A 20,051-nucleotide genomic window follows, 5' to 3' on the forward strand; every position below is an offset into this window, starting at 1 on the left:
ACGCGGCGGCGTATCCCGGAAACGACCTTGGCAACGCCAAGGACTGGGTGGCGAACGCGGCCGTCAAGGGGCACCCCCGGCAAGTCGACCTCAGACCCCGGAACTCACCCCCATCGCCGGCAGGTTGGCCGGCGGGATGGGGGAGGCGCGGTGGACGGCCCGGGTGACGGCGGTGCGGCGCACGCCGAGCGGCGCCGGCGCCCGGGGAGTCGCGAGTGTGGGCGGGTCGAGCGGTCAGCACTCGATGACGTTGACCGCGAGGCCGCCGCGGGCGGTCTCCTTGTACTTGACCTTCATGTCGGCGCCGGTCTCCTTCATCGTCTTGATGACCTTGTCGAGGGAGACGTGGTGGCGGCCGTCGCCGCGCATGGCCATCCGGGCGGCGGTGACGGCCTTGACCGCGGCCATGCCGTTGCGCTCGATGCAGGGGATCTGGACCAGGCCGCCGACCGGGTCGCAGGTCAGGCCGAGGTTGTGCTCCATGCCGATCTCGGCGGCGTTCTCCACCTGCTCCGGGGTGCCGCCGAGGATTTCGGCGAGGCCGCCGGCGGCCATCGAGCAGGCCGAGCCGACCTCGCCCTGGCAGCCGACCTCGGCGCCGGAGATGGACGCGTTCTCCTTGAAGAGCATGCCGATCGCGCCCGCCGCGAGGAGGAAGCGGACGACGCCGTCGTCGTCGGCGCCGGGGACGAAGTCCAGGTAGTAGTGCAGGACGGCCGGGATGATGCCGGCCGCGCCGTTGGTCGGGGCGGTCACGACCCGGCCGCCCGCGGCATTCTCCTCGTTCACGGCCATCGCGTAGAGAGTGATCCACTCCATCGCGCGGGCCGCCGCGTCGCCCTCGGCCCGCAGCTGGCGGGCCGACGTGGCGGCCCTGCGGCGGACCTTGAGGCCGCCGGGCAGGATGCCCTCGCGGGACATGCCGCGCCCCACGCACTCCCGCATCACCTGCCAGATCTCCAGCAGGCCCGCGCGGATCTCGGCCTCGGTGCGCCAGGCCTTCTCGTTCTCCAGCATCAGCGCGGAGATCGACAGACCGGTCTCCCGGGACAGCCGCAGCAGCTCGTCGCCGGTGCGGAAGGGATACCGCAGCACCGTGTCGTCGAGCTTGATCCGGTCCGCCCCCACTGCCTCCTCGTCCACGACGAAGCCGCCGCCGACGCTGTAGTACGTCTTCGTCAGCAGCGCTTCGCCGTCGCCGCCGTACGCGGACAGGGTCATGCCGTTCGCGTGGTAGGGCAGCGAACGGCGGCGGTGCAGCACCAGGTCCGTGGCCGGGTCGAAGTCCACCTCGTGTGCGCCGAGCAGCGTCAGCCGCTTGTCCGCGTGGATCACCGCCACCTCGGCGTCCGCCGTCTCGACGTCGACCGTGCGCGGCGAGTGTCCCGCCAGGCCCAGCAGGACGGCCTTCGGGGTGCCGTGCCCGTGGCCGGTCGCGCCGAGCGACCCGAACAGCTCGGCGCTGAGGGCCGCGGTCCGGGTGAGCAGATCGTCGGTCTTCAACCGCTGCGCGAACATCCGGGCCGCCCGCATCGGTCCCACGGTGTGGGAACTGGAGGGGCCTATGCCGATGGAGAAGAGGTCGAATACGGAGATTGCCATGCGTTCAGTGCTCCTGGATTACCGCGGACGCCGTTGTCCCCGGGTGCTGCTCGTGCGGGCCGGGGGGGGGGGGGGGGGGGGGGGGGGGGGGGGGGGGGGGGGGGGGGGGGGGGGCGCCCCCCCCCCCCCCCCCCCCCCCCCCCCCCCCCCCCCCCCCCCCCCCCCCCCCGGCCCCCCCCCCCCCCCCCCCCCCCCCCCCCCCCCCCCCCCCCCCCCCCGCGGAGCGGTTCATGACGCCAGGGCCGGATACAGCGGGTGCCGCTCGGCGAGCGCGGTGACCCTCGCCCGGAGGGCGTCCGCGTCGAAGACGGGCTGCAGGGCCGCGGCGATGATGTCGGCGACCTCGCGGAAGGCGTCCGCGTCGAAGCCCCGGGTGGCGAGCGCGGGTGTGCCGATGCGCAGGCCCGAGGTCACCATCGGCGGGCGCGGGTCGTTGGGGATCGCGTTGCGGTTGACGGTGATGCCGATGCCGTGCAGACGGTCCTCGGCCTGCTGGCCGTCCAGCGCCGACGCGCGCAGGTCGACCAGCACGAGGTGGACGTCGGTGCCGCCGGACAGGACGGCGACGCCCGCGGCCGCCAGGTCGTCCCCGCCGAGCCGGTCGGCGAGGATCTTCGCGCCCTCCAGTGTGCGGGCCTGCCGGTCGAGGAACTCGTCGGTGGCCGCGGCCTTGAAGGCGACGGCCTTGCCGGCGATGACATGCTCCAGCGGGCCGCCCTGCTGGCCGGGGAAGACCGCGGAATTGATCTTCTTGGCGAGGTCGGCGGTGGACAGGATGACACCGCCGCGCGGGCCGCCGAGCGTCTTGTGCGTCGTGGTGGTGACCACATGCGCGTGCGGTACGGGCGAGGGGTGCAGCCCGGCCGCGACGAGCCCCGCGAAGTGCGCCATGTCGACCATCAGATACGCGCCGACCTCGTCGGCGATCCGCCGGAAGCGGGCGAAGTCCAGCTGCCGCGGATACGCCGACCAGCCGGCGATGATCAGCTGCGGCCGGTGCTCCTTGGCCAGCCGCTCGACCTCGGCCATGTCGACCAGGCCGGTGTCGCCGTCGACGTGGTAGGCCGCGACCTTGTAGAGCTTGCCGGAGAAGTTGATCTTCATGCCGTGCGTCAGGTGCCCGCCGTGCGCCAGATCGAGGCCGAGGATCGTGTCGCCCGGCTTCAGCAGGGCGAACATCGCGGCGGCGTTGGCCTGCGCGCCCGAGTGCGGCTGCACGTTCGCGGCCTCGGCGCCGAAGAGCGCCTTGACACGGTCGATGGCCAGCTGCTCGATGACGTCGACATGCTCGCAGCCGCCGTAGTAGCGGCGACCGGGGTAGCCCTCGGCGTACTTGTTGGTCAGCACCGAGCCCTGGGCCTCGAGGACCGCGACCGGGGCGAAATTCTCCGAGGCGATCATTTCCAGCGTGGACTGCTGGCGGTGCAGCTCGGCGTCGATCTCGGCGGCGACCTCGGGGTCGAAGTCGTGCAGGGACTGGTTCAGCAGCGACATGGGATCTTCCTGGTGTACGGGTGGTGGCGGGGGCTCAGGCCGCGATGAAGGCGTCGTACTCGGCCGCGGTCAGCAGCTCCGCGCCGTCGTCCGAGACCTTCACCCTGAACAGCCAGCCTCCTTCGAACGGTGCGGTATTGACCAGCGACGGGTCATCGACGACATCCTGGTTGATCTCGGTGACCTCGCCGGACACCGGGGCGTACAGCTCGCTGACCGACTTGGTCGATTCCAGCTCGCCGCAGGTCTCGCCCGCGGTCACCGTCGCCCCCACCTCGGGGAGCTGGACGAAGACCACGTCACCGAGCGCGTCGGCGGCGTGCGAGGTGATGCCGACGGTCGAGGCGCCGTCCGCGGGGTCGGTGAGCCACTCGTGCTCCTTGCTGTAACGCAGCTGCTCAGGATTGATGCTCATGACGGAATTCTCCCGTATGCGAAGAGGTGATGACGAAGCCGACGCGGCAGGCTGTGGACAACCGGGCGCCTGTGGAAAAAGTCGGGGGGTTCAGCGCTCGCGCTGGTAGAAGGGCAGCGCCACGACGCGGTACGGCTCACGGCTGCCCCGGATGTCGACCGCGACCCCTTCCGTGCCCGGCGCGGCATGGTCCGCGTCCACGTACGCCATGGCGATGGGCACTCCGAGCGTCGGCGAGGGCGCGCCCGAGGTGACCTCGCCGATGAGGGCGCCGGACGCGTCCGTGACGGCGTAGCCGGCCCGCGGCACCCTGCGGCCCTCCGCGACCAGCCCCACGAGCTTGCGCGGCGGGACGTCCGCGGCCCTGGCCGCCGCCGCGGTCAGCGCCTCGCGGCCGACGAAGTCACTAGGCTTGTCGAACTTCACCACCCGCCCGAGACCCGCGTCGAAGGGCGTCACCTTCGCGGTCAGCTCGTGCCCGTACAGCGGCATCCCGGCCTCCAGGCGCAGGGTGTCGCGGCACGACAGCCCGCACGGCACGAGGCCGGCGTCCGCTCCGCCCGCAAGGAGCCCCTGCCACAGCCGCTCGGCATCGGCCGGCGCCACGAACAGCTCGAAGCCGTCCTCGCCTGTGTAGCCCGTCCTGGCGATCAGCGAGGACACGCCCGCCACGGTCCCGGGCAGCCCCGCGTAGTAGCGCAGCCCGGCCAGGTCGGCGTCGGTGAGCGCGGAGAGGATGCCGGGCGCGGCGGGACCCTGGATCGCCAGCAGGGAGTACGCGTCCCGGTCGTCGGTCACCTGCGCGTCGAAGTCCGCCGCGCGCAGCGCGACCGTGTCCAGCACCGTCTGGGCGTTGGAGGCGTTGGCGACGATCAGATAGCGCTGCTCGGCGAGCCGGTAGACGATCAGGTCGTCCAGGATGCCGCCGTCCGGAGCGCAGACCATCGTGTAGCGGGCCTTGCCGACCGCGAGCGCCGACAGATGGCCGACCAGGGCGTGGTCCAGCGCCTGCCCTGCCTGCGGCCCTGTCACGGTGATCTCTCCCATGTGCGACAGGTCGAAAAGGCCGGCCCTGTTGCGTACGGCCTGGTGCTCGTCGCGCTCGCTGCCGTACCGCAGCGGCATGTCCCAGCCGGCGAAGTCGGTCATGGTCGCGCCCAGCGCGCGGTGCACCGCGTCGAGGGCGGTACGGCGCGGCGAAGCGGCGGGCGGCGCGCTCAGCGGTTCGTTCGAGGGTTCGGTCATCGAGAGGGCTCCCAAAGGCGGCGGACAGGGGACACGGACTGCGGTCGGGGTGTTCACCCCGGCCTCCCCATCTGTCATCGGAACCTGAGAGGTTCACCGTGACCCCTGCGGGCCGCGGCTTGCACCTTGGGTGGGGCGGGACCGGTGACGGCCCGCCCGCTTTTCAGATCTGCCTCGCCCGCGCGGTATCTGTGCCTGAGAGATTCAAGGGAAGACTTGCTCCTTCGGCGCCCGGCCCCAGGTGGTGGGGCCGGAACTCTCCCGCGCGGCCTCCAACGGCCGGTATGCGTATTGTGCCGCCATCATTGCATGCCCGGGCGCCGGGGGCGCTCAGCCGCTACTGTTTCCGGGCAGGACACGGGCACCGACAGTGGCACAAGCGCGGACAAGGGTGGACATGGAGAATCCGGCACCTTACATATGGCCGGCGAACGAGCTCGAGGAAGTGCTGGCCGCGAGCCTCGGCAATCCCTCGGCGACCCCCCGGCTGCTGGAAGTCCTCGGCCGGTCGCACGTATGGGTGCCGCTGCCCAACGGCGGCGCGCCCGACTCCGTCGCCCTCGACCTGCCCACCCTGGAGCTCGGCGGCGCGCCCTATGTGCCGGTTTTCAGCTCCGAGCAGCAGTTCCGGCAGGCCGCGGAAGGCATGTCCTGCACTGTCGCACCGGTACGCGACTTCGCCCGCGGCCTGCCCCCGCTGATGGGTATCGCCGTCAATCCTGGCGGCGCCGTCGGAGTGCCGCTGCCGCCCGCCGCCGTCGCGGAATTGTGCCGCGCCGAGCGGATCGGGGCGTACGGCGAGCAGAGCCCTGGCGGCGCCAGGGTGCGGCTGTGGGAGCCGGCCCCCGACGAGGAGCCCGTGGACTTCCTGGCCGTCGCCGCCGCGGAATACGCCGTCAGCCCGATGGTGCTCAGCGCCCGCCGCGCCATGGCCGCGGTCGAGGAGGACCCGCCCGCCCTCTTCGTCGGCGTCGAACTGGACAGTTGGCAGGAACAGGACAGGGCCGCCGCCATGGACGCGCTCGGCCGCGCCCTGGGCGCGGCGCCGCTGCCGTGGCCGGTCCACCTCATCCTGCTCGACATCGCCCAGGACCCGGTGGGGGACTGGATGCTGGAGGCCGTGCGACCGTTCTACAGCCGGGACTGAGACCGCACCCGCGGTCAACTCCCTTACGCGGCCCGGCGCCTGCGTATACCCGCCGTATACGCGGCATTTAGCCGGCGCAGCTTGAGTCGGTCAGCGTTCCACCCGGAACAGTCGACCTGATTTGATGGCGGAACACCGAACGACGGGAAAGGGGCGGTCCGACGTGATCGCGGGCGCGCAAGGCGGCGCGGCGGCCGGCCATGTGGAGCAGATGCTGCTCCAGGTGGCGCCCGGCCGCTTCGACGCATACGAGAACCTGCTCGCGTCGCTGGCCGACGGCCAGGTCTGGATGCTGCTCTGGCAGGGCGCACCGGGGGCGCCCGACGCGCAGTACGCGGCCATGGAGGTCGGCGGCCACCGCTATGCCCCGTGCTGCACCTCGCCCAGGGAACTGGCCGCCAGCGGCTGGAACCGGGACCACGAGATCGTCTCGGGCCGCGACATCGCCCTGGCCCTCTTTCCCGACCACTGCGGCCTGTGGCTCAATCCGCACGCCAATGGCGGCGGCGTCGGCATCCCCTGGCCCGACCTGCGCCGGGTCGCGGGCGGCCTGGACCTGCTGCCCGCCGGGCCGCTGCAGATCGGCGAGCCGTCACTGCAGATCCCGCAGTTCTACGCGCTGCTGGCCAAGGCCGCGCACCGCACCCACGCGGTACGCGCGCTGCGCCAGGCGTGGGTCCAGCCGTCCCTGGGCGAGCCCTACCTCGCGATCGGCGTCGAGGTCTACGACTCCTCGCCGCAGGCCGTCGAATCGGTCCGCCTGATGATGCAGCAGGCGGTGGCCGGCGTACCCGAAGGGCTGTCCGTCTCCACCGTCGCCATGGCCGACACCTATGACCCGGTCGCGCTGTGGCTCCGCGCCAATGCGCAGCCCTTCTTCGACCGCGAGGCCTTCTCCGGCCCCCCCGTGTGGGGGCCGCCGCCGCGTACGTACTGACCCCTGCGGGGGCGCCGTACGTATCCGGTCAGGCGGGGAGGGCCGCGTCCAGGAGGCCGAGCGGCGGGGCGCCCAGCGCCAGCAGGTCGGCGTGGAAGCCCGGCAGGGTGAAGGACGCGGAGCGCTCCGCGCGGGCGCGCACCCGCCTGATCTCCAGCTTGCCCCAGGTGTAGCGCCCGTATCCCGCGTCGAAGGTGCCGCGCCTGGCCTCCGCGGCGGCCCCAGCGGGGGCCAGGTGGGCGTCCCGTATGAACAGCCGGGTCGCCTCGCCGACATCCATGGCGCCGGTGTGCATACCGATCGCACAGGTCAGCCGGGTGACCCGGACCAGCGCCTCAAGGGCGACGCCGATGGCGAAGCGCGGGTCGCGGGCGCGGAAGCCCTCGTCGAGGCAGACCTCCTCCACGTAATGCGCCCACCCCTCGCAGAAGGACAGGCTGTGCAGGGTCCGCCGGACCGGGCTGGTCGCGTGCCGCAGGGCGCGCCCGTGGGCGAAGTGGCCGGGAGCGACCTCGTGCACGGTGATCGACGGCAGGCTCGTACGGCTGAAGACCGTCAGCCACTCCTCCCGCTCCTGCGCGGGCCAATCGGGCTCCGGCGGGGTCACGTGGTACCAGGAGGGCGATTCGGGCTCTCCCGGCCCCGCCCAGGTCATCATCGCCATCGCCCAGCGGCGGGACGGCGGCGCGGGCCCGACCAGGCACTCGCCGTCCAGATACGGGGCGAGGCGGCGCTCGCGGGTGAAGGCGATGACCTCCTCGGTGAGCCGGGCCGCGGCCGGGATGACGCCGTCGGCGCCGGGGTGGTCGGCGAGCAGTTCGGGGATCAGCTCGTCGGGCGTCCGGTTCCTGTCGAGTGCCCGGCAGGAGTCGGCGAGCAGCAGGCCGAGCCGTACACGTTCCTTGTCCGCGGCCTCCGCCAGTGCCGTGAGGTCCACCCGCAGGCCCTCCTGCCCGCCCATCAGCGCGGCCAGCGCCCGGCCGCCGAGCCGCGGGTCGGGGTCGCCGTTCGCGGCCGCGTGCTCCAGACGGGCGATCAGCCGGGCGTGCGCGGCGAGTGCCTCGGCTTCCGGGGCGCCCTGGTCAGGATCGAGGTCGGCGGCCAGCCCGTGCGCGGAGCCGAGCAGCGCCGCGGCCACGGGGGCGCTCACCCGGTCGAGTGAGGCCAGCGCGGCGTCCACCGCGTCGGGCCAGCGTGCCAGATGCTTGCGGCGGGCCGCGGCACGCTCCTTGCGGGGCGCGTACTCCCGGTCGTAACAGGCGAGTTCGAGATTGGACAGATGTGGGTACGGGTCGCGCCTGTGCAGTTCGAGGTCCCCGTACTGCGTCCGCAGCGACTCCTCGAACACCGCCAGGTGCGCCTCGTCGTGCGGGTCGTCGAGCGGCCCGGAAGCGCGCTTCGCACTGTCGACCGCGGCCAGGGCGCGGCGTATCCCGTCGGGGGAGAGGTCCTGAACACGGCCGTCGTATTCGTGCAGCCCGGCCATCTCGCGGACGGTGGGCATCATCAGGTCGCACACCGCTCGAAGCCGATCATCCATCCCATGACCGTAGCGCCGTGCCCGCCGTCCGTCTGCCCGGGGCGGCAGGTGAGTCGGTGTGACGTGTCAGGTCTGGCCCGCGGTCCTGGCGCGGCTGACGGCCGGGCCGATCGCCCGGATGACGTCCGCGACCTCGTCCGCGGTCGTGGTGTGGCCGAGCGAGAAGCGCAGGGTGGCCCGCGCGTGCGTGGCCGGCTGGCCCATCGCCAGCAGTACATGGCTGGGCTGCGCCACACCCGCGGTGCACGCCGACCCGGTGGAGCACGCGATGCCCTGCGCGTCCAGCAGCAGCAGGAGGGCGTCGCCCTCGCAGCCGGGGAAGGTGAAGTGCGCGTTCGCGGCGAGCCGGCCCTCGGGGGAGGGGTCGCCGTTGAGAATGACGTCGGGCACCGCGGCCCGGATGCCGCGCACCAGCTCGTCGCGCAGCGCGGCGACCGACGCGGTGTATTCCCCCCGCCTTTCCGCGGCGAGGGAGCCGGCCGTGGCGAAGGCCGCGATCGCCGGCACATCGAGGGTGCCCGACCTGCTGCGCTCCTGCTCGCCGCCGTGCAGCAGCGGCACCGGGGTGTCGTCCCTGCGCAATACGAGCGCGCCGACGCCGTACGGGCCGCCGACCTTGTGCCCGGTGACCGTCATGGCGTCCAGGCCGCTGGCCGCGAAGTCGACATCGGTCTGCCCGAAGGCCTGCACCGCGTCGGAGTGCATCGGCACGCCGAACTCGGCGCAGACCGCCGCGAGGCCGGCGACCGGGAGGATCGTGCCGACCTCGTTGTTCGCCCACATGACGCTGACCAGGGCCACGTCCTCGGCCCCGCCCGCGAGCGCCGTACGCAGAGTGTCGGGCTGCACCCTGCCGTACGCGTCCACCGGCAGCCACTCCACGGCGGCGCCCTCGTGCTCGGCCAGCCAGTGGACGGCGTCCAGCACGGCGTGGTGCTCCACCGGGCTGGCCAGGACGCGGACCCGGCGCGGGTCCGCCGCGCGGCGCGCCCAGAACAGGCCCTTCACGGCCAGGTTGTCCGATTCGGTGCCGCCGCCGGTGAACACGATCTCGCTCGGGCGCGCGCCCAGCGCCGCCGCGAGGGCCTCTCTCGACTCCTCGACGGTCCGCCGGGCGCGCCGGCCCGCCGCGTGCAGTGCGGACGCGTTCCCCGTCACCGTGAGGTGGGAGGTCATCGCCTCGACCGCCTCCGGGAGCATGGGCGTGGTGGCGGCGTGATCGAAGTAGGCCATGATTTCCCGATTCTACGTTCCACCGGGGTCCGCCCGACTCCCCGCCCGCACCCTCCTCCGGGGTTGCCGCCCGCGCCCCAGGTGCGTTGCCCTCTGCGGCAGAGGACGAGCCCCGCAGGGGCGCGAGGAACTGCGCGCCCAGCCGAGGCGCACCGCAGGTGTGAACGCCGCCGCAAGTGGCACCCCCAGGGGCGCGGGGAAACGCACGACCAGCCCGCCACCGGGGAAGGTCCCGGTGCGGGCCCGGAGGGGCAGGACGAGGGGTCAGGGGCGCGGGGCGCGAGCCAGCTGGCGGGACTGGGCCACCAGACGATCCTTGGCGTCCCAGACTTCCGCGTCCTCCTCCAATAGGCCGCCGGCCAGATTCCGGGTGGTCAGGGACACCCTGACCGGCCCAGGAGCCGGCTGGCACCGCAGATGCACGGTGAGTTCGAGCGTCGGCACCCACCCGGCCAGCCCCATGTCGAACGCCGTGGGCGGCAACGCGTCCACGGCCAGCAGCAGCGACATCGCGTCGTGGTCGCGCCCGTCGGCGAGGCCGAGCCACCCGCGCATGTCACCGGTCCCGGAGGGCGCACCGACGGCCCATCCCGCGGTGGCCGGGTCGAGCCGCAGGTCGAGCCGTTCCAGGATCGCGGTGGAGCCGGTCACCGGACCGCCGTCGGGCGCGTCGGACGAGCTGACGCAGCCGTCGTAGGACGGCATCGACGGCGGCCGCGCGGTGGTGCGGACATCGTCCGGGAGCGCGGCGAGATCGCCGTACGCGGCGAGGACCCGGATCCGCTCGACCTCGCGCCCCTCGGTGTCGCGCTGGTAGAGCGACGCCTGCCCGGTGGACATGGTGCGCCCGGCGCGTACGGTCTCAGTTCTGATCACGGCGGGCCCCGGCTCCGACGCGGTCAGATAGTGCGCCGTGATGGTGATCGGATCGGGATGCGGCAGCGCGGCTTGCAGCGCGCGGCCGACGACGGCCAGCAGATAGCCGCCGTTGACGGCCTTGATGATCGTCCAGCCCGCCGACAGGTCGGTGTCGTACGTGCCGGACTCCGCCGGCCTGGCCACCACCGCTGTGTCGCGGTCGAACTCGCTGTCCCCGATGGCCGCACGGGCCGCTGCATATGCCATGAGTCGATGTTACCCGTCGGTAGTCGCCAGTTGTCCAGCCCCGCCGGGCCGTCCGCAGGACAACGCTGAGCGCCCGCTTATCTCTTCCGCGCGGGTCCGGGCCTGCTCGGACCCCTGTGGATAACCGGGCGGTCCGCCGCGGCCGGGCCGTTACCCTGGACAGGTGAACGACTCTCCCCACCCCACCGAGCGCAAGCGGCTGCGCGTGCTCGCCGCCATGAGCGGCGGCGTCGACTCCGCGGTCGCCGCTGCCCGCGCCGCGGAGGCCGGGCACGACGTGACCGGGGTCCATCTGGCGCTGTCGGCGAATCCGCAGAGCTTCAGGACCGGGGCCCGCGGCTGCTGCACGGTGGAGGACTCCCGGGACGCCCGCCGCGCGGCCGACGTCATCGGCATCCCCTTCTACGTGTGGGACCTCGCCGAGCGCTTCCGCGAGGACGTGGTCGCCGACTTCGTCGCCGAATACGCGGCGGGCCGCACCCCCAACCCCTGCCTGCGGTGCAATGAGAAGATCAAGTTCGCCGCCCTGCTCGACAAGGCGCTGGCGCTGGGCTTCGACGCGGTCTGCACCGGGCACTATGCCGCGGTCGTCACCCGGGAGGACGGCTCCCGCGAACTGCACCGGGCGAGCGACGCGGCCAAGGACCAGTCGTACGTCCTCGGCGTGCTGGACGAGCGGCAGTTGGCGCACGCGATGTTCCCGCTCGGCGACACCCTCACCACCAAGGAGGAGATCCGGGCCGAGGCCGCCCGCCGCGGCCTCGCGGTGGCCAAGAAGCCCGACAGCCACGACATCTGCTTCATCGCCGACGGCGACACCCAGGGCTTCCTGGCCAGGAGCCTCGGCAGTGCGCAGGGCGCGATCGTGGACGAGAGCGGCGCCCGGGTCGGCACCCACGAGGGTGCGTACGGCTTCACCATCGGCCAGCGCAAGGGCCTGCGGCTCGGCATCCCCGCCGACGACGGCAAGCCCCGCTATGTGCTGGACATCTCGCCGGTCAGCAACACGGTCACGGTCGGGCCCGCGGAGGCGCTCGACGTGACCGCGCTCACCGCGATCCGCCCCCGCTGGTGCGGCGCCCCGCCGACCGGCCCGGCCGCGTACACCGCCCAGTTGCGCGCCCATGGCGACGATGTGCCGGTGACCGCGGAGGTCGTCGACGGCGAGCTGCGGGTACGCTTCGGCGCCCCGGTCCGCGGCATCGCGCCAGGACAGGCCGTGGTGCTCTACGACGGCACGCGCGTCGTCGGCTCCGCGACCATCGCCACCACCGACCGCGCCACCGCCCGCCACCAGGAGAAGCCCACGGTGACCGTATGAACATCGGCGTCTTCCTGTCCGCCGCCGACCTGGGCGAGCAGTACACCGTGCCGGCCCGGGAGTTCGGCAGGCTGATCGGCGAGGGCGGCCACACCCTCGTGTGGGGCGGTTCGGAGTCCGGCCTGATGAAGGTCGTCGCGGACAGCGTCCAGGAGGCCGGCGGGCGGCTGGTCGGCGTCTCGGTGGCCTTCCTCCAGCACAAGGCGCGCGCGAACGCCGACGAAATGGTGATCGCCGAGGACCTCGCCCAGCGCAAGGCGGAGCTGCTGCGCCGCTCCGACGCCCTCGTGGTGATGGTCGGCGGCGCCGGCACCCTGGACGAGGCCACCGAGATCCTGGAGCTGAAGAAGCACCGGCTGCACGCCAAACCGGTGGTCCTGCTCAACAGCGCCGGTTTCTACGACGGTCTCGAACTGCAACTGCGCAGGATGGACGCGGAGGGCTTCCTGCCCCTGCCGCTGTCCGAGCTGGTGTATTTCGCCACGGACGGCGCCGACGCCCTCGCGCACCTCCAGGAGCAGATATGAGCGGCCCGCGCGTCCACCTGGTCACCGGCGCCGGTTCCGGCATCGGCAGCGCCGTCGCGCAGCGGCTGCTGGAGCGCGGCGACGAACTGTGGCTGCTGGCAAGGGACGCCGGGCGGGCCAGGGAGCTGGCGGCCCGTCACCCCGGCGTCCGTACCCTGGTCGGCGACCTTGCGGAGCCCGCCCGGCTGTCCTGGGCACTGGGCCACCAGTCGCCACCCGACCGCCTCGACTCGCTGCTGCACATCGCCGGCACCGTCGAGCTGGGCGTGGTCGGCGACCTCACCCCGAAGATCTGGCAGGAGACGCTGGCCGTCAACCTGATGGGTCCGGCCGAGCTGACCCGTCTGCTGCTGCCCCAGCTCCGGCTGTCCCGCGGCCATGTCGTCTTCGTCAATTCCACCTCCGGGCTGAGCGCCAGCGCCGAGTGGAGCGCGTACGGCGCGAGCAAGTTCGGCCTGCGCGCGCTGGCCGACGCCCTGCGCGCCGAGGAGCACGCGGCCGGCGTCCGGGTGACGTCGGTCTACCCGAGCCGTACCGCGACCCCGATGCAGCGGAAGGTCCACCAGCAGGAGGGCAAGCCCTACGACCCGGCCCGCTGGATCGCCCCCGAGTCGGTCGCCACCACCGTCCTCACCGCCCTCGACCTCCCCGCGGACGCCGAGATCACCGACCTGACGATCCGCCCGGGCCAGTAGCGGCGGCGGCGAAGCGGGCCGGGGCGGCGCGGAAGGCTACCCTTCCGGCGTGAGCAACGATGTGAGCAACGATCTGCACCTCCCCGAGGCCACCGCGACCGGCGTGGGTTCGATGCCGGGCGGCGACGCCCGAGAGGCGGCCCGCATCGCGACCGAGGCGTCCGAGGGCATGGTCTTCCTGCCCGAGCTGCCCGCCCGCGGCCCCGGCGCCGACATGATCGGCCGCAGCCTGGGGCTGCTGGTCGAGATGTACGCCCGGGTCGAGCCCAGCGGCTGGCGGTTCGGCGACCGGCCGGGCCGGGACACCAAGCGGGCCAGATCGTGGCTGGGCGAGGACCTGGACGCCCTGGAGGAATTCACCCAGGGCTACGAGGGGCTGGTCAAGATCCAGGCGGTCGGCCCCTGGACGCTGGCCGCGTCCGTGGAGACCCGGCACGGCGAGGCCGCGCTGCGAGACCTCGGCGCCTGCCGCGACCTGGCCGGATCGCTGGCCGAAGGGCTCACCGCGCACCTCGCCGACGTCCGCCGCCGGATCCCCGGCGCGACCGTCGTCCTGCAACTGGACGAGCCGTCCCTGACGGCGGTGCTGCGCGGGCACATCAGGACGGCCAGCGGCTACCGCACCTACCGGGCGGTCGACCGGGCCGTGATCGAGTCGGCGCTGCGCGAGCTGATCACGGCGGCGGGCGTACCCGTCACCGTCCACTCCTGCGCCCCGGACATCCCCTTCGCGCTGCTGCGCCGGGCGGGTGTGGCCGGCATCTCCTTCGACGCGGACCTGCTCACCGAGCGTGACTGGGACGAGTTCGGCGAGACCGCGGAGGCGGGCACCGCGCTCTTCGCCGGTGTCGTGCCCGGCAAGGACGCCCCATTGTCAGACCCTGCCGGTAGCGTGAGTGGTGTTCGGGCGTTGTGGCGCAGGTTGGGGCTGGCGCCGGGGGCTCTGGGATCCTCCGTCGCCGTGACTCCGTCCTGCGGTCTGGCGGGGGCCTCACCGGCCTATGCCCGTGCCGCCCTCGTGCATTGCGCGAAGGCGGCACGCTCGCTCGTCGACAACCCTGAGTAGTGAGGAAGGACGGGGTCGTGGAGGACACGGAGATTCCCGCGGAGGCGCGCGCGGAGCACGCACGCCTTGCCGAGCAGGTCGAGGAGCACCGCTTCCGTTACTACGTCAAGGACGCCCCGGTCGTCAGCGACGCCGAGTTCGACAAGCTGCTGCGCAGCCTGGAGGGTGTCGAGGAGCGGCACCCGGGCCTGCGCACCCCGGACTCGCCCACCCAGAAGGTCGCGGGCGCGTACGAGACGGAGTTCACCTCCGTGCAGCACCGCGAACGGCTGCTGTCGCTGGACAACGCCTTCACCGACGAGGAACTGGCGATCTGGGCCGACCGGGTCGCGGCCGAACTCGGCCCGCCGGACAACTCGCACAGCCCGTACCACTTCCTGTGCGAGCTGAAGGTGGACGGCCTGGCGGTCAACCTCACCTACGAGCGCGGCCGGCTCACCAGGGCGGCGACCCGCGGCGACGGGCGGACCGGCGAGGACATCACGCCCAATGTGCGCACCATCGCCGACATCCCCGACCGGCTGGCCGGTGACCGGGTACCGGAGCTGGTGGAGATCCGCGGCGAGGTCTACTTCCCCGGTGAGAAGTTCGAGGAGCTGAACGCGCGGCTGGTCGAGAGCGGGGAGAAGCCGTTCGCCAACCCGCGCAACGCGGCGGCCGGTTCGCTGCGCCAGAAGGACCCGCGGATCACCGCGTCCCGCCCCCTGCGGATGGTGGTGCACGGCATCGGCGCCCGCACGGGCTTCGACATCGACTGCCAGTCGCACGCGTACGGCCTGCTGCACGAGTGGGGCCTGCCCACCGCCCGCCACAACAAGGTGGTCGACTCGCTCGCCGCCGTGAGGGACTTCATCGGCTACTACGGCGAGCACCGGCACGACGTCGAGCACGAGATCGACGGAGTGGTCGTCAAGGTCGACGAGATCCCGCTGCAGGGCCGGCTCGGCTCCACCTCCCGCGCCCCGCGCTGGGCCATCGCCTGGAAGTACGCCCCCGAGGAGGTCAACACCAAGCTGGTGGAGATCCGGGTCGGGGTCGGCCGCACCGGGCGGGTCACGCCGTACGCGGTGGTGGAGCCGGTGACGGTGGCCGGGTCCGAGGTGGAGTTCGCGACCCTGCACAACCAGGACGTGGTCAAGAAGAAGGGCGTCCTGATCGGCGACACCGTCGTGCTGCGCAAGGCGGGCGACGTCATCCCGGAGATCCTGGGCCCGGTGGTGGACCTGCGGGACGGCACGGAGCGGGAGTTCGTGATGCCCGCAGAGTGCCCGGACTGCGGCACCGCCCTGCAGCCCATGAAGGAGGGGGACATCGATCTGCGGTGTCCCAACGCCCGCTACTGCCCTGCCCAGTTGCGCGAGCGGATCTTCTATCTCGCGGGCCGCCGCAGCCTGGACATCGAAGGGCTCGGCTATGTCGCGGCCACCGCGCTGACCCAGCCGCTCGACCCGCACGAGCCGCCGCTCAAGGACGAGGGCGACCTGTTCGGCCTGACGATCGAGCAGCTGCTGCCGATCCGCTCGTACGTCCTGGACCAGGACACCGGTCTGCCCAAGCGCGACCCGGAGACCGGCGAGCCGAAGGTCGTCACCTTCTTCGCCAACCAGAAGGGCGAGCCGAAGAAGAACGCGCTGGCGATGCTGGAGAACATCGCGGCGGCCAAGGACCGCCCGCTGGCCAGGGTCATCACCGGTCTGTCCATCCGCCATGTGGGCCCGGTCGCCGCCGCCGCGCTGGCCCGCGAATTCCGCGATCTGAACCGGATCAAGGACGCGGCCGAGGAGGAGCTGGCGGCTGTGGACGGGGTCGGCGGCACCATCGCCGCCTCCGTCAAGCAGTGGTTCGCCGAAGACTGGCACCAGGAGATCATCAGGAAGTGGCGGGACGCCGGGGTGGTCTTCACCGAGGAGGGCTCGGACGAGGGGCCGAGGCCACTCGAAGGGCTGACGGTGGTGGTGACCGGAACTTTGTCGACCTATACCCGGGATGGCGCAAAAGAGGCGCTGGGCAGCCAAGGTGCGAAAGTCACCGGAGCGGTGTCCAAAAAAACGGACTTCGTCGTGGTCGGCGACAACCCCGGATCCAAGTTCGACAAAGCCGTGCAGCTGAAAGTGCCTGTTCTGGACGAGTCCGGTTTCGCGGTGCTGCTCGCGGACGGTCCTGACGCGGCCCGGCTAAACACGGTGAATCCCGTGGAAACGGACACCGCGGCAGCGGCCCCGCCAGACGCCGGAACTGACGGTGAATCCGGCTGAATGGCCCGAGGATGTCACCCGATCGGCCTATATCAGAATACGGCGATGTGCCTGGTCGCATTCGGGCAACCACGCTCGATCGGTGCCCGGGATGCCGCGAGGCGGCCTAGTGTTGAGGCGCGCGCCCGCCGGGATGAACGTTCCGGCAGTACGTGCGGAACTCGACCGCGCGCAGGGCGTGGTGGACCTGCTTGCCACACCGGGCTGCGAGAGGGACAGGCATGCGACCGACGGAGAGTGCCGGAGCGGCACCGCTGCTCCGCAGCGCGCCCGTGGCCGAGCTCCCGTCCCTGACACCGTCGGCGTCCAGGACGCTGGTGCGCCACGGGGCGCCGCCGGCCGCCGCGGTCTGCGTGGTGGTCGGCGTCATCCAGGTGCTCGGCCGCGGCCACGCGCTCTTCCCCGGCGGTACCGCGGGCTGGGGCTTCGCGATCCTCACCGGCATCATCGTCGGCCACCTGGTGGCGATGGGCCGGGACCGGTGGTGGGGCGGCACCGGTTCCGGCGCCGCCCTCACCCTGGCGATGCTGATGATCAACGGCTGGGTGGCCGCGGTGCTGGTCAGCCTGGCCGTGGTGACCCTGGTCGGCGCCGCCCGCAGACACCGCTGGCGGCAGGCCGCGCTCTACGGCTCCATCGACATCCTCGGCATCGGCGCAGGCGCCCTGATGCTGACCCTCTGCGGCACCCACCCCACCGTCGAGCACCCATGGGACCCCGACGACTGGGCGATGTCCGCCGTCCCGATCGTCATCCTGGCCGCACTGACCTATCTGGTCGCCACCCGCGCCCTGCTGTGGTGCGCCTTCGCGCCCCGCGGCGGCGGCCTGCCCACCGTGGCCCGGTCCGCGCTGATCAGGCAGGGCATGTTCGGCGGCGCTCTGCTCGGCATCTCCCCGCTGATACTGGTCGTCGGCTGCGACATGCCGGTGCTGCTGCCGCTGTTCTCCGTACCGCTGATCGCGCTGGACTCGACGCTGTGGATCGCGCACGCCCGCGCCGAGGAGCAGCTGCGCGACCCGCTCACCGGGCTGCCCAACCGCCAGTGGCTGCTGGAACGCGCCTGGACCGCGCTGGACGACGCCCTGGAGGACTACGAGCGGGCGGACCCCGGCTTCCTCGCCGCGACCGGCGGCAAGGGCACGCACCCGCCGGCCGGCTGCGGCAGGGTCGGGCTGATCCTGATCGACCTGGACAAGTTCCGTTCCGTCAACGACACCCTCGGGCACCTCGCCGGTGACCGGCTGCTGCTCCAGGTCGCCGACCGGCTGCGGCTCGCGCTGCCGCGCGGCGCCGAGGCGGCCAGGCTCGGCGGCGACGAATTCGCCGTCCTGCTGCCCGGCTGCGACTCGCCGACCCGCGCCCAGCGGATCGCCAGGACCCTGGTCGCCGCGCTCGGATCGCCACTCAGCCTCGACGGGCTGTCACTGGTGCTGGAGGCCAGCGCCGGCGTCGCGGTCTTCCCCGACCACGCCCTGGACGCGGAAGGCCTGCTGCGGCGGGCCGACGTGGCGATGTACCAGGCCAAGCGGGACCGCAGCGGCGTCGAGGTCTACGAGGCCACCACCGACGGCAACACCCCCGACCGGCTCGGCCTGCTCGGCGACCTGCGCAGGGCGCTCGACGCCGGCGACATCGAACTGCACTACCAGCCCAAGGTCCACTTCGACGGCCGCGTGGCCGGACTTGAGGCGCTGGTCCGCTGGGAGCACCCGGAGCGCGGGCGGGTCAGTCCGGAGGAATTCATCACCATGGCCGAGACGTCCGGCCTGATGCCGCAGCTCACCGAGTACGTCCTCGACACCGCGCTGGCGCAGGTCGCCCGCTGGCGCCGGATGGGCCTGGACGTGCCGGTCGCCGTCAACGTCTCGCCGCGCGACGTCCACAGCCCCGGTTTCGCCGGCACCGTCGCCGCCCGGCTGGCCAGGCACCAGGTGCCGCCCGGGTCGCTCCAGCTGGAGATCACCGAGCACGTCCTGCTGGAGGACCCGCAGCGCGCGGCGGACACGCTCAACGGGCTGACCGGGCACGGGGTGAAGATGTCGCTCGACGACTTCGGTACGGGGTATTCGTCGCTGGTGCACCTGCGGCGGCTGCCGGTCAGCGAACTCAAGATCGACCGGTCGTTCGTGGCCCGGCTCGTCGTCGACACCGAGGACGCGGAGATCGTGCGCTGCACGGTGGACCTCGCGCATTCGCTCGGGCTGACGGTCGTCGCCGAGGGCGTCGAGGACGACGAGACGTGGGAGCGGCTGCGGGATCTGCACTGTGACGCCGTGCAGGGGTGGCTGGTCGCTGCCGCGATGCCGCCGGACGAGGCCACGAAGTGGCTGCTCGCCAGAGGTGAGCGGGGGGCCCTGCCGGCCGGGCAGAAGGCGGTGCCGGTCCTGCCGCCGGGGTCCGTCGTCCCGGTCGTCCCGGTCGTCCCGGTCGTACCGGCCGTTCCGGACGGGGCGTCGTCCGTTTCCGCGGCCGAGCGCGCGTAGCCGCTCCGCGGCGCCGTGTTCGAGAGGTCACCGCTGCGTCGGCGCGTACGCCTCCGCTGCGCGGGGCTGAGGGTCCGCTGTGCCGGCGGGTGCGCTTCTCCGGGGCGCAGGGGGTGCGCGGTTCCCTTCGGCAGGGGGTGCCTACCTCGCTGGTGCGGGGTCGAGGGTCCGCTGTGTCGGCCGGTACGCCTCCCCGGGGCGCGGGGGTTGCGCGGTTGTCCCCTCGGCAAGGGGGCACCCCATCAGGGGCGCGGGGAACGGCGCGAGCAACCCGCCACCGGCCGGGATCGGACCGAAGAGACCCTTCGGGTCGGTGACGACCCGCGCGCGGGTGGGGGCTGGTCGCGCAGTTCCCCGCGCCCCTGCGGTGGTGGCGGTCGTCGCCACACGACGGTGCGTTGTGGCTGGTCGCGCAGTTCCCCGCGCCCCAGTAGGGCGCCTCCTTGCCGAAGGGAAACCGCACAACCCCCCGTGCCCGGGGACAGGTACCCCCTTGCGGAAGGGGTGCCGCAAACCCCCCCCGTGTCCGGGGGAGGGGCACCGTCTGGCGCAGGGGGACGCGGGACTGCTGACCGCAACGGAGGGGAAGTGTTTCGCGGTCCGGGGGGAGGGGCCCATAGGATTGGGGCCCACACCGTCATCTCACCCCGCAGAGGATCGCAACGCATGCCTGGCATCACGCGCGAGGAGGTCGCTCACCTCGGCCGGCTGGCACGTCTGGAACTGTCCGGTGAAGAGCTCGACCACTTCGCCGGACAGCTCGACGACATCATCGGCGCGGTCGCCCGCGTCTCCGAGGTGGCCGCCGAGGACGTACCGCCGACCTCGCACCCGCTCCCGCTGACCAATGTGATGCGGCAGGACACCGTCCGCCCGTCGCTGACCCCGCAGCAGGCGCTGTCGGGGGCGCCCGCGCAGGAGCAGCAGCGCTTCAAGGTGCCGCAGATCCTGGGGGAGGACTGA

The 20,051-nt window shown here is 72.7% G+C and carries 16 protein-coding genes and 2 riboswitches; of the genes, 9 read left to right on the top strand and 7 right to left on the bottom strand.

Annotated features, from left to right (window positions below):
- Positions 1-234: 234 nt before the first annotated feature.
- The 4 genes from V7E46_RS04350 to gcvT form a co-directional block, all read right to left on the bottom strand.
- Positions 235-1,602: an L-serine ammonia-lyase gene (locus tag V7E46_RS04350; RefSeq protein WP_333767159.1), complete on the bottom strand. Its 1,368-nt coding sequence runs from the start codon at positions 1,600-1,602 to the stop codon at positions 235-237.
- 228 nt (positions 1,603-1,830) lie between these two features.
- Entirely contained in the window at positions 1,831-3,096 is a 1,266-nt protein-coding gene (gene glyA / locus V7E46_RS04355) for a serine hydroxymethyltransferase (protein ID WP_333767160.1), read from the bottom strand.
- 34 nt (positions 3,097-3,130) lie between these two features.
- Complete coding sequence (gcvH, locus tag V7E46_RS04360) at positions 3,131-3,511, bottom strand: glycine cleavage system protein GcvH (RefSeq protein WP_333767161.1); 381 nt, start codon at positions 3,509-3,511, stop codon at positions 3,131-3,133.
- A gap of 90 nt (positions 3,512-3,601) precedes the next feature.
- A complete protein-coding gene (gene gcvT, locus V7E46_RS04365; protein ID WP_333767162.1) occupies positions 3,602-4,756 on the bottom strand; it encodes a glycine cleavage system aminomethyltransferase GcvT in 1,155 nt (384 codons plus the stop codon).
- 61 nt (positions 4,757-4,817) lie between these two features.
- Positions 4,818-4,929, bottom strand: a riboswitch (glycine riboswitch).
- A riboswitch (glycine riboswitch) is annotated at positions 4,930-5,030 on the bottom strand. It lies immediately after the preceding riboswitch.
- Positions 5,031-5,153: 123 nt separating this feature from the next.
- Here gcvT and V7E46_RS04370 point away from each other — a divergent pair.
- Positions 5,154-5,903, top strand: a complete 750-nt coding sequence (locus V7E46_RS04370) for an enhanced serine sensitivity protein SseB (RefSeq protein ID WP_329174352.1) — start codon at positions 5,154-5,156, stop codon at positions 5,901-5,903.
- 124 nt (positions 5,904-6,027) lie between these two features.
- Positions 6,028-6,840: an enhanced serine sensitivity protein SseB C-terminal domain-containing protein gene (locus V7E46_RS04375; RefSeq protein WP_333767163.1), complete on the top strand. Its 813-nt coding sequence runs from the start codon at positions 6,028-6,030 to the stop codon at positions 6,838-6,840.
- 28 nt (positions 6,841-6,868) lie between these two features.
- Here V7E46_RS04375 and V7E46_RS04380 read toward each other — a convergent pair whose 3' ends face one another.
- The 3 genes from V7E46_RS04380 to V7E46_RS04390 all read right to left on the bottom strand — a co-directional run bounded on the left by V7E46_RS04380 (position 6,869) and on the right by V7E46_RS04390 (position 10,738).
- Positions 6,869-8,380: a DUF885 family protein gene (locus tag V7E46_RS04380; RefSeq protein ID WP_333767164.1), complete on the bottom strand. Its 1,512-nt coding sequence runs from the start codon at positions 8,378-8,380 to the stop codon at positions 6,869-6,871.
- Between the two features lie 66 nt (positions 8,381-8,446).
- A complete protein-coding gene (locus V7E46_RS04385) occupies positions 8,447-9,613 on the bottom strand; it encodes a cysteine desulfurase family protein (protein WP_333767165.1) in 1,167 nt (388 codons plus the stop codon).
- A 264-nt stretch (positions 9,614-9,877) separates the two neighbouring features.
- Positions 9,878-10,738: a thioesterase family protein gene (locus tag V7E46_RS04390; protein WP_333767166.1), complete on the bottom strand. Its 861-nt coding sequence runs from the start codon at positions 10,736-10,738 to the stop codon at positions 9,878-9,880.
- Positions 10,739-10,901: 163 nt separating this feature from the next.
- Between V7E46_RS04390 and mnmA the strand changes: the two genes are divergently transcribed.
- From mnmA to gatC, 7 genes are all read left to right on the top strand, one after another.
- Entirely contained in the window at positions 10,902-12,059 is a 1,158-nt protein-coding gene (gene mnmA / locus V7E46_RS04395; RefSeq protein WP_333767167.1) for a tRNA 2-thiouridine(34) synthase MnmA, read from the top strand.
- A complete protein-coding gene (locus V7E46_RS04400; RefSeq protein ID WP_333767168.1) occupies positions 12,056-12,586 on the top strand; it encodes a TIGR00730 family Rossman fold protein in 531 nt (176 codons plus the stop codon). Before mnmA ends, V7E46_RS04400 begins: the two co-directional genes overlap by 4 nt.
- On the top strand, positions 12,583-13,281 hold the full coding sequence (locus tag V7E46_RS04405; protein WP_333767169.1) for an SDR family oxidoreductase: 699 nt from the start codon (positions 12,583-12,585) through the stop codon (positions 13,279-13,281). Before V7E46_RS04400 ends, V7E46_RS04405 begins: the two co-directional genes overlap by 4 nt.
- Positions 13,282-13,330: 49 nt before the next feature.
- Positions 13,331-14,347 (top strand): methionine synthase, encoded by a 1,017-nt coding sequence (locus tag V7E46_RS04410; RefSeq protein ID WP_333767170.1) that lies wholly within the window; start codon positions 13,331-13,333, stop codon positions 14,345-14,347.
- Positions 14,348-14,364: 17 nt separating this feature from the next.
- On the top strand, positions 14,365-16,602 hold the full coding sequence (gene ligA, locus V7E46_RS04415) for an NAD-dependent DNA ligase LigA (protein ID WP_333767171.1): 2,238 nt from the start codon (positions 14,365-14,367) through the stop codon (positions 16,600-16,602).
- A gap of 221 nt (positions 16,603-16,823) precedes the next feature.
- On the top strand, positions 16,824-19,088 hold the full coding sequence (locus tag V7E46_RS04420; protein WP_333767172.1) for a putative bifunctional diguanylate cyclase/phosphodiesterase: 2,265 nt from the start codon (positions 16,824-16,826) through the stop codon (positions 19,086-19,088).
- Positions 19,089-19,754: 666 nt separating this feature from the next.
- Complete coding sequence (gene gatC, locus V7E46_RS04425) at positions 19,755-20,051, top strand: Asp-tRNA(Asn)/Glu-tRNA(Gln) amidotransferase subunit GatC (protein ID WP_329174338.1); 297 nt, start codon at positions 19,755-19,757, stop codon at positions 20,049-20,051.

It is taken from the genome of Streptomyces sp. IBSBF 2435 (genome assembly GCF_036815005.1).
GTDB lineage: Bacteria > Actinomycetota > Actinomycetes > Streptomycetales > Streptomycetaceae > Actinacidiphila.

Coding starts and splice junctions, on each gene's coding strand:
- V7E46_RS04420 (WP_333767172.1), top strand. CDS start 16,824: ATGCGACCGACGGAGAGTGCCGGAGCGGCACCGCTGCTCCGCAGCGCG.
- V7E46_RS04390 (WP_333767166.1), bottom strand. CDS start 10,738: ATGGCATATGCAGCGGCCCGTGCGGCCATCGGGGACAGCGAGTTCGAC.
- V7E46_RS04350 (WP_333767159.1), bottom strand. CDS start 1,602: ATGGCAATCTCCGTATTCGACCTCTTCTCCATCGGCATAGGCCCCTCC.
- gcvH (WP_333767161.1), bottom strand. CDS start 3,511: ATGAGCATCAATCCTGAGCAGCTGCGTTACAGCAAGGAGCACGAGTGG.
- V7E46_RS04400 (WP_333767168.1), top strand. CDS start 12,056: ATGAACATCGGCGTCTTCCTGTCCGCCGCCGACCTGGGCGAGCAGTAC.
- V7E46_RS04370 (WP_329174352.1), top strand. CDS start 5,154: ATGGAGAATCCGGCACCTTACATATGGCCGGCGAACGAGCTCGAGGAA.
- gcvT (WP_333767162.1), bottom strand. CDS start 4,756: ATGACCGAACCCTCGAACGAACCGCTGAGCGCGCCGCCCGCCGCTTCG.
- V7E46_RS04375 (WP_333767163.1), top strand. CDS start 6,028: ATGGCGGAACACCGAACGACGGGAAAGGGGCGGTCCGACGTGATCGCG.
- V7E46_RS04405 (WP_333767169.1), top strand. CDS start 12,583: ATGAGCGGCCCGCGCGTCCACCTGGTCACCGGCGCCGGTTCCGGCATC.
- V7E46_RS04380 (WP_333767164.1), bottom strand. CDS start 8,380: ATGGATGATCGGCTTCGAGCGGTGTGCGACCTGATGATGCCCACCGTC.
- glyA (WP_333767160.1), bottom strand. CDS start 3,096: ATGTCGCTGCTGAACCAGTCCCTGCACGACTTCGACCCCGAGGTCGCC.
- gatC (WP_329174338.1), top strand. CDS start 19,755: ATGCCTGGCATCACGCGCGAGGAGGTCGCTCACCTCGGCCGGCTGGCA.
- V7E46_RS04385 (WP_333767165.1), bottom strand. CDS start 9,613: ATGGCCTACTTCGATCACGCCGCCACCACGCCCATGCTCCCGGAGGCG.